Raw genomic sequence first — 8094 nt, 5'->3', positions numbered from 1 at the left:
ACTAATGTCTTTCACAAACGCTGAGGTCGAAAAGTCCATCACCACGTGTTGTTGACTACGAGCAATTTCTGGATGATCAAAGTCAATTCTAAAATCAACTCTAAACCCTTTAAAAGGCTTTAACTCAGCCCATTTATCGCCATCTTCAACACGCACAGGTTTGATGATTTTTAGGTATTTTTTAGCTGCCGCTTGTTCTTTAATTCCTGCACTTTGCAGTAAGAACACAAATGGGCTTGCACTGCCATCCATAATCGGGATTTCTGGTGCGTCAACTTCGATAATTGCATTATCGATGCCTAAGCCGGCAAGTGCCGCAAACAAATGCTCAATTGTTGATATCCTAATACCAGCATCGTTTACAAGGGCAGTACACATTGTGGTTTCACGAACCATATCAGCTTTTGCTGGAATAGACACAGCTGGGCTAAGGTCGGTACGCTTTAGTACAATCCCTGTATTCACTGGTGCGGGCATAATGCATAGAGTCACTTTGTTGCCGGAATGCAATCCGACTCCAGTGCTCTTCACCATTTTTTGAACAGTTCTTTGAAAAATCATTCAGTCGCCCATAAATATCAATATTAAACAAATAGTTGCAAAAATAGCCCTACGCTATCATGCATAACTGGTACAACATGCTACCATAAATTTGGTTTTTCACAAAAAAAACGCCAAACACAGAGTAAATGTATAAACCAGCTTGCAAAATAACCTTTTTCGCACACTTCGCTCATTAGTCACGCAAAAACATAACGTTTTATTCGTGTATTAATCAGCCTGCTTACGCAAGAATGCTGGAATATCAAGATAGTCAGCATCAGTACGTTGTACAGGTTGAGGCTGCGGAACAGCATTGCCTTTAGGTGCTGCGTAACTTTGTTGTGTCATAACATCTTCAACAGGTTCTGGACGCGGCTCTATTACAACGGGTTCTGGACGAGCAACAGGCTTAGACACTAATTGAATGTCTGGCTTTTTCTCTGCACCGATACCTGTAGCAACAACAGTTACACGTAATTCATCACTCATTTCTGGATCAATGACAGCACCAACTACAACAGTGGCATTGTCTGATGCATAAGCTTTAACGTGGTTACCCACAGTTTCAAGCTCTTCGATAGTGATATCCATACCTGCTGTGATGTTAACTAACACACCGCGCGCACCGGCTAAGTCGATATCTTCAAGTAATGGGCTAGCCACAGCAGCCTCTGCAGCTTCTTCAGCACGATCATCACCACGAGCAACACCGGTACCCATCATGGCATTACCCATTTCAGACATAACAGTTTTCACATCGGCGAAATCGACGTTGATTAGACCAGGACGAGTAATTAGCTCAGCAATACCTTGAACAGCACCAAGTAATACATTGTTAGCTGCAGCAAAAGCATCAAGCAATGAAGTACCACGACCCAATACTTTTAATAGCTTTTCATTGGGGATCGTAATTAACGAATCCACATGTTTAGCTAACTCGGCAATACCAAGTTCTGCATAGGCCATGCGCTTTTTACCTTCAAAAGGAAAAGGCTTGGTCACAACTGCAACGGTTAGAATACCTTCTTCACGGGCAATTTCTGCCACGACAGGAGCAGCACCAGTACCGGTACCACCACCCATGCCGGCAGCGATAAAGATCATGTCAGACCCTTTAATTGCAGCACGAATATTCTCGCGGTCTTCTTCAGCGGCTTGACGACCCACATCTGGGTTTGCGCCCGCACCGAGACCTTTAGTCACGTCGCGGCCAAGTTGAATAGTTGAACCAGCACTTGATTTACGTAGTGCTTGTGCATCTGTATTGGTAACGATAAATTCAACACCTTCGATGCTGTGTTTTACCATATGTTCGACCGCGTTTCCGCCGCCGCCACCGACGCCGATGACTTTAATCACCGCTTCGTCTGAATGTGTATCCATGATCTCAAACATTGTCTGATCTCCATTTGTCTGCGTTATTAAAATTCACCCTTAAACCAACTTTTGACCCGATTCAAAAAGCTGGTAACCCCTTGGCGCTCAGGTCGTTCGAACTGCCGTTCGATGACTCGCCTTGCGCCATAATGAAGCAACCCTATTCCTGTTGAATAAATAGGTTGATCCACATATTCGTATAACCCTTTTACTGGTAGCGGTGATGCGACACGAACAGGCATACCAAAGGTTGCTTCAGCAATTTCAACGGCACCCGATATCGAGGACGTTCCTCCAGTAAGCACAATCCCTGCTGCAATTTGATCTTCTAGACCGCTATCTTGTAACTGCTTGAGAACAAGCTCAAACAATTCTTGATATCTTGGCTCTACCACTTCTGCCAGAGTATGGCGTGACATGCTGCGTGAAGGACGGCCACCAACGGATGGCACTTCAATACTGTCTTCACGGCTTACCGTTGAACTTCTGGCACTGGCAAACTGCACTTTTATTTGTTCAGCATGCGTTAACGGTGTTCTGAATATCTTGGCGATGTCACTTGTGACTTGGTTACCCGCTACCGGAATAACTGCACAATGACGTAATGCGCCGTTGGTATATACAGCAATATCGGTTGTGCCACCACCAATATCAACAATACACACGCCTAAATCTTTCTCATCATTTGTGAGCACTGAGTCTGCAGAAGCGATACCTGAAAACACTAAGTCATCAACTTTTAAACCACAACGCTCCACGCTCTTTGTGATATTTTTTGCCATATCATTGGCACAGGTAACAATATGAGCCTTGGCTTCCATACGCATACCTGACATACCAATTGGGCTCTTAATCCCGTCTTGAACGTCGATTGAATACTCTTGCGGTAATACATGCAAGATACGACGCTCTGTCGGGATTTTAACCGAGCGAGCGGTATGGATTACATTATCAACATCTTCTTGAGTTACTTCTTCGTCGTTAATCGACACCATGCCATTTTCATTTTGGCAGGCAATATGTTTACCCGAAATACTTAAGTACACCGATGAAACCTGACAATCAGCCATTAACTCTGCTTGATCTAACGCCCGTTGCACGCTGCGCACTATAGAGTCGAGATCATTCACGCCGCCTTTATCCATGCCTCGAGAAGGATGATTACCTAAACCAATGACACTAATCTCACCATCAGGTAATACTTCACCAATGATCACTGCGACCTTGGATGTCCCTATATCTAACCCCACGATGAGGTTTCTTTCCTGATTTTTGGTCATTTATTGTCGACTCTCTTTTTTGAATCATCCCAACCTACGGCGAACCCGGTATCGTAACGTAAATCAACGGTCGCAACTGGTTTTTCACTTTGCTTCAAAGTTGGATACACATTAATAAAGCGTTGTATCCGTGACATTTTATCTTCTCGTCCAAGCTCAATTTCAATTCCGTTAGCCAGTACGGCATGCCATGCATGGCGTGGACTTAAGCGTAAACTGGCCAACTTAAACTCGTTTATTGTCAATAAATCATCTAACTGCTGGTAACTGGTCAATACTTCTATTTCTGTCCCTTCTGGGCCAAATAATTTAGGTAATGCATCATGCTCTGAATACGCTAACGCATCAAAAACTTCACCATTAATATTAAGCCAAGACACTTCATTCCAATGCGCTACAGCTTGTTGCTCTTGCAAGGTGATCTTGAACTTTGCCGGCCATTCTCGTCTTACTGATGCATGATAAACCCACGGCAATGCTTCTAATGCTTTTTGTACATCCACCACATCAGCGCTAAAAAAACTACTTTGCATCAATGACTGTAATGCATTTTTAATTTCGTCATCGGTGGTATAAATTCGCTCACCTTTAATAGCAACCGCTTCAATAGGTAATGCATCAGCATCATTTAACAACTCGTGTAGTTGCACACAACCCCAAACTACGGTGCCAAGCACACAGGATAAAAACACTACACCAGTGCAAAAATACCAATTAACACGAGCTAATTTATGTTTTAGTTGCCGCCCTTTATCGCTCCACGACACCTTAAATCCGCCTCTGACGTTGTTCCGGAGTTAACTCCAAAAGATCGGTCATTATATAGACCAATTCATAAGGTTTAAAGCTCGATTTTCACACACAATAATTGCTGAAAAATCAATCACTTTATTGCTCTTCTACAAGCACTTTACAACCCAAATTACTCTGGGCTAATTCTTTCGATAAAGCCCCAATATTGCCTGCACCTTGAGTCATAAATAAATCCCCATGCTGCAACACATCAGGTAATACTGCCGCTAGTTGATCTGGACTGGCGATAAAAATAGGGTCTATTTGACCTCGTAATCTAATTGAACGGCATAAAGCCCGTCCATCAGCTCCCGGGATCGGAGCTTCACCCGCGGCATAAACATCTAATAATAATAAACAATCGACCTGTGACAATACATCGACAAAGTCTTCATATAAGTCACGCGTACGGCTATAACGATGCGGTTGGTATGCCATCACTAAACGCTTGTCTGGCCAACCTGCTCTCGCTGCTTTAATCGTTGCTAATACTTCACTTGGATGATGACCGTAGTCGTCCACGAGCATTACACTGCCATTAGGTGTTTCAAATTCACCTAAATGTTGGAAACGACGACCTATACCTTCAAACTCTGCAAGTGCTTGTACAATCGCACTATCATCAATGTCATCTTCACTGGCGACAGCAATTGCGGCTAAAGCGTTAAGAACGTTATGTTCACCTGGCAAATTAAGTACAATGTCGACATTATCTTTGCCATGACGCTTAACCGTAAAGCTTGACTGATGACCATTTTGTGCAAAATTAATTGCCTGAACATCAGCCTCTTCACTGAAACCATAGGTGACAACTTGGCGGCCAATACGTGGCATAATTTCGCGGATCACTTCATCATCAATACACATCACTGCCACACCATAAAATGGCAGATTATGTAAAAAGTCGACGAAAGTGGTCTTCAATTTCTCAAAGTCGCCACCATAAGTGTCCATGTGATCGGCTTCAATATTGGTGATCACACTGACCATCGGCTGCAAATGCAAAAAGCTTGCATCGCTTTCATCTGCTTCAGCAATAAGGTAACGGCTGGTGCCTAAGCGAGCATTAGTACCTGCACTATTAAGTAAACCACCAATCACAAATGTTGGATCACGGTCGGCTTGACCATATACGCTGGCAATTAAGCTCGTCGTGGTGGTTTTACCATGAGTACCGGCAATCGCAACACCATGACGATAGCGCATTAACTCAGCCAGCATCTCTGCACGGCGCACGATCGGAATACGTAATTCTTTAGCGGCAATAATCTCAGGATTTTGCGGGTTAATGGCTGTAGAAACCACAACAACATCTACCTGCTCAACACTTTGGGCCTGATGGCCAATAATAATTTTTGCGCCAAGACTCGCCAAACGTTCAGTCACGCTATTGATAGCGATATCTGAGCCGCTTATTTGATAGCCTTCGTTCACAAGCACTTCCGCAATACCACCCATGCCGGCACCACCGATGCCAACAAAATGAATGCGCTTGATCCGTCTCATTTCAGGGATCATGCTACGAAGCTGTGCGTATCTTTCTGTCTTAGTCATTTCAACCCTTTCTCGCAAATGAGGCACAAATATCTGCTACTCGTTGAGTCGCATCTAATACCGCTACGCCTCTTGCCTTATGACCCATTTGGGCTAGTTCTTGTCTATTTTCAGCAAATAACTGCAATTTTTCAGCAAGGTTATCTGCATTTAAAATGGTTTGTGGTAATAAAAATCCTGCGCCAGCATCAACAAGTACTGATGCATTTACAGTTTGATGATCATCCACGGCATGAGGATACGGTACTAAAATACTCGGTAACCCTACGGCTGCTAACTCTGATACAGTAAGAGCACCGGAGCGACATACCACTACATCAGCCCAACGATAAGCGGCTTCCATATCATCAATAAATTCTGCAACATTGACACTGTCTGATTGACCAAGTTGTTGATAACTCGCTTTCACTGTTGCCTGATTATTTTTGCCCACTTGATGCCAAACTGTCAGAGAATGATATTTGCTCAGATGAGCCACTACTGCAGGCATTACATCATTCAATACTTTGGCACCTAAACTGCCACCCACCACCAGTACTCTTAACGCATCGGCTTGCGGAGTTTTAATTTGTGCGCCTAACTCAATCAGCTCTTGGCGAATAGGGTTGCCCACAACTTCAACATTAGCGACGTTACTGGCAAAGGTATTGGGGAATGCACACAATACCTTTTTGGCAATCTTAGATAACAACTTATTGGTTAATCCTGGAATCGCATTTTGCTCATGCAACACGACAGGAATACCTGATAATTTTCCGGCCACGCCGCCCGGGCCGCTAGCGAATCCGCCCATGCCTAGAATCACATCGGGTTGAAAATCATCAATCACCGCTTTGGCTTGAATAATTGAACGGATAATTTTAAATGGTGCCGCTAACTTACGCATAAGCCCATTACCACGCACACCTTTAATATCGATAAATTCAATATCAAATCCGTGCTGAGGCACTAAACGGGCTTCCATCCGGTCGGCAGTACCTAACCAACGTATTTGCCAACCTTTTTCAGCTAAATACTTCGCCACTGCAAGTGCAGGAAAAACATGACCGCCAGTGCCGCCAGCCATAATTAATATCTTAGGAGAACTACTAATATTACTGTTCATTAACTGGTTCTCCCTTGTACGGCTTGCACCAAACTAACTCGACGTTCATGATCTATCCTAACAAGCAACATCACCGCAGCAGTCATAATCCACAAGCTACTGCCACCATAGCTGATAAACGGCAGGGTTAACCCTTTGGTTGGTAACATACCAATACTGGCTCCCACGTTAACTACGGTCTGAAAACAAATCCAAATACCGACACCATAGGCGACATAACTTTCAAAAGGACGCTGCATTTTTAAACATAAATTGCCCAATCTAATCGCGCGAATAGCAATAAAAAATAGCGTGCATAACACTATAATAATACCGGTAAACCCCAACTCCTCACCAATAACAGCAAAGATAAAATCCGTATGAGCCTCTGGTAAATAAGCCAATTTCTGAATACTGTTGCCTAACCCCTGACCAAACCAATCACCTCTGCCATAAGCCATTAAGGATTGCGTCAACTGATAACCACTGCCAAATGGGTCTTCCCACGGATCCATAAACGAGGTCACACGTCGCATACGGTAGGGCTCGAATAGCACCAGCAATACGAAGGTCGCCACGCCAAGTAATACCAATACCATAAAATCTGTAATGCGCGCGCCAGCCAAAAACAACAAGCTTACCGTACACACAAACAACACCACCACGGTGCCGAGGTCTGGCTGTAACAAAATCAATACTGCAAACAAACCGTAAACCCCAATAGGTTTATAGAAGCCTTTACGGTTTTCGCGTAACTCACCATGACGACGTACTAGGTAACCTGCCATGTAGACAATAAACACAAACTTGGCCATTTCGGCGACTTGGATCCTAATAGGACCGATAGACAACCAACGACGAGCACCGTTAACCGAAGTACCGATAAACAGTACTGCTATCAATAATACCAATACCGCTAGCATCAACATGCCGCTGTTTTTTTCCCAATAGCTGACTTCGAACTTAAGTACCACGAAAGCAATCACTACGCAGCCAACAAGGTAAAGCACATGGCGATACATAAAATAAAACGGGTCGCCAGTCAGTTTGGTCGCTTCAGGCATTGAAGCCGACATCACCATAACAAAGCCAAAACACATTAAGCCGACAATCGCGACTAGAAAGCTACGATCGTATAACGGCATACCCGGTGTATGGTCATCTGATAATAACGAGGGCAAAGTCCAATTAAGGCCCCGTTTAAACAAGCTAAGTTGCTGCTCGTTATTCGCCATCGGCTAACGACTCCACACACTGTCTAAAATCATCACCGCGAGCCATAAAGTTTTTATACATATCTAAACTGGCACATGCTGGCGACAATAAAACTATGTCACCAGACGATGCTAATTCAGCGGCTTTGGCAACGGCTTCAGCCATCGTTGCCACTTCAATAGTGCCTGCTTTTAATTTGGCAATTTTTCGGCCATCTCGCCCCAAGGTAATAAGCTGGGTAATATTACT

General features: G+C 43.9%; 7 protein-coding genes and 1 pseudogene. All 8 read right to left on the bottom strand.

What is annotated here, in order from left to right:
- A partial coding sequence (gene lpxC / locus CXF78_RS08450) for a UDP-3-O-acyl-N-acetylglucosamine deacetylase (RefSeq protein ID WP_102036507.1) occupies nt 1-561 on the bottom strand: 561 nt, incomplete at its 3' end.
- 210 nt (nt 562-771) lie between these two features.
- A complete protein-coding gene (gene ftsZ / locus CXF78_RS08445; protein WP_011639210.1) occupies nt 772-1938 on the bottom strand; it encodes a cell division protein FtsZ in 1167 nt (388 codons plus the stop codon).
- Between the two features lie 26 nt (nt 1939-1964).
- Entirely contained in the window at nt 1965-3200 is a 1236-nt protein-coding gene (gene ftsA, locus CXF78_RS08440; RefSeq protein WP_011639211.1) for a cell division protein FtsA, read from the bottom strand.
- Nucleotides 3197-3967: a cell division protein FtsQ/DivIB gene (locus tag CXF78_RS08435; RefSeq protein WP_011639212.1), complete on the bottom strand. Its 771-nt coding sequence runs from the start codon at nt 3965-3967 to the stop codon at nt 3197-3199. The genes ftsA and CXF78_RS08435 overlap by 4 nt, the downstream gene beginning before the upstream one ends.
- Nucleotides 3968-4088: 121 nt before the next feature.
- On the bottom strand, nt 4089-5546 hold the full coding sequence (murC, locus tag CXF78_RS08430) for a UDP-N-acetylmuramate--L-alanine ligase (RefSeq protein ID WP_011639213.1): 1458 nt from the start codon (nt 5544-5546) through the stop codon (nt 4089-4091).
- A gap of 1 nt (nt 5547) precedes the next feature.
- On the bottom strand, nt 5548-6651 hold the full coding sequence (gene murG, locus CXF78_RS08425; RefSeq protein WP_011639214.1) for an undecaprenyldiphospho-muramoylpentapeptide beta-N-acetylglucosaminyltransferase: 1104 nt from the start codon (nt 6649-6651) through the stop codon (nt 5548-5550).
- Nucleotides 6651-7865 (bottom strand): cell division protein FtsW, encoded by a 1215-nt coding sequence (gene ftsW, locus CXF78_RS08420; RefSeq protein ID WP_011639215.1) that lies wholly within the window; start codon nt 7863-7865, stop codon nt 6651-6653. The genes murG and ftsW overlap by 1 nt, the downstream gene beginning before the upstream one ends.
- Nucleotides 7855-8094: pseudogene (locus tag CXF78_RS08415) on the bottom strand (UDP-N-acetylmuramoyl-L-alanine--D-glutamate ligase); the annotation flags it as partial. The pseudogene CXF78_RS08415 and the gene ftsW, both read right to left, overlap by 11 nt.

The sequence above is a fragment of the Shewanella sp. 11B5 genome, from assembly GCF_002836795.1.
Classification (GTDB): Bacteria; Pseudomonadota; Gammaproteobacteria; order Enterobacterales; family Shewanellaceae; genus Shewanella; species Shewanella frigidimarina.
Note: the sequence above shows the minus strand (reverse complement) of the source record. Positions and strands in the feature narration are given on the sequence as shown.

Excerpts from the sequence above, each read along its gene's own strand:
- ftsZ (WP_011639210.1), bottom strand. The coding sequence starts at position 1,938 with ATGTTTGAGATCATGGATACACATTCAGACGAAGCGGTGATTAAAGTC.
- ftsA (WP_011639211.1), bottom strand. The coding sequence starts at position 3,200 with ATGACCAAAAATCAGGAAAGAAACCTCATCGTGGGGTTAGATATAGGG.
- murC (WP_011639213.1), bottom strand. The coding sequence starts at position 5,546 with ATGACTAAGACAGAAAGATACGCACAGCTTCGTAGCATGATCCCTGAA.
- murG (WP_011639214.1), bottom strand. The coding sequence starts at position 6,651 with ATGAACAGTAATATTAGTAGTTCTCCTAAGATATTAATTATGGCTGGC.
- ftsW (WP_011639215.1), bottom strand. The coding sequence starts at position 7,865 with ATGGCGAATAACGAGCAGCAACTTAGCTTGTTTAAACGGGGCCTTAAT.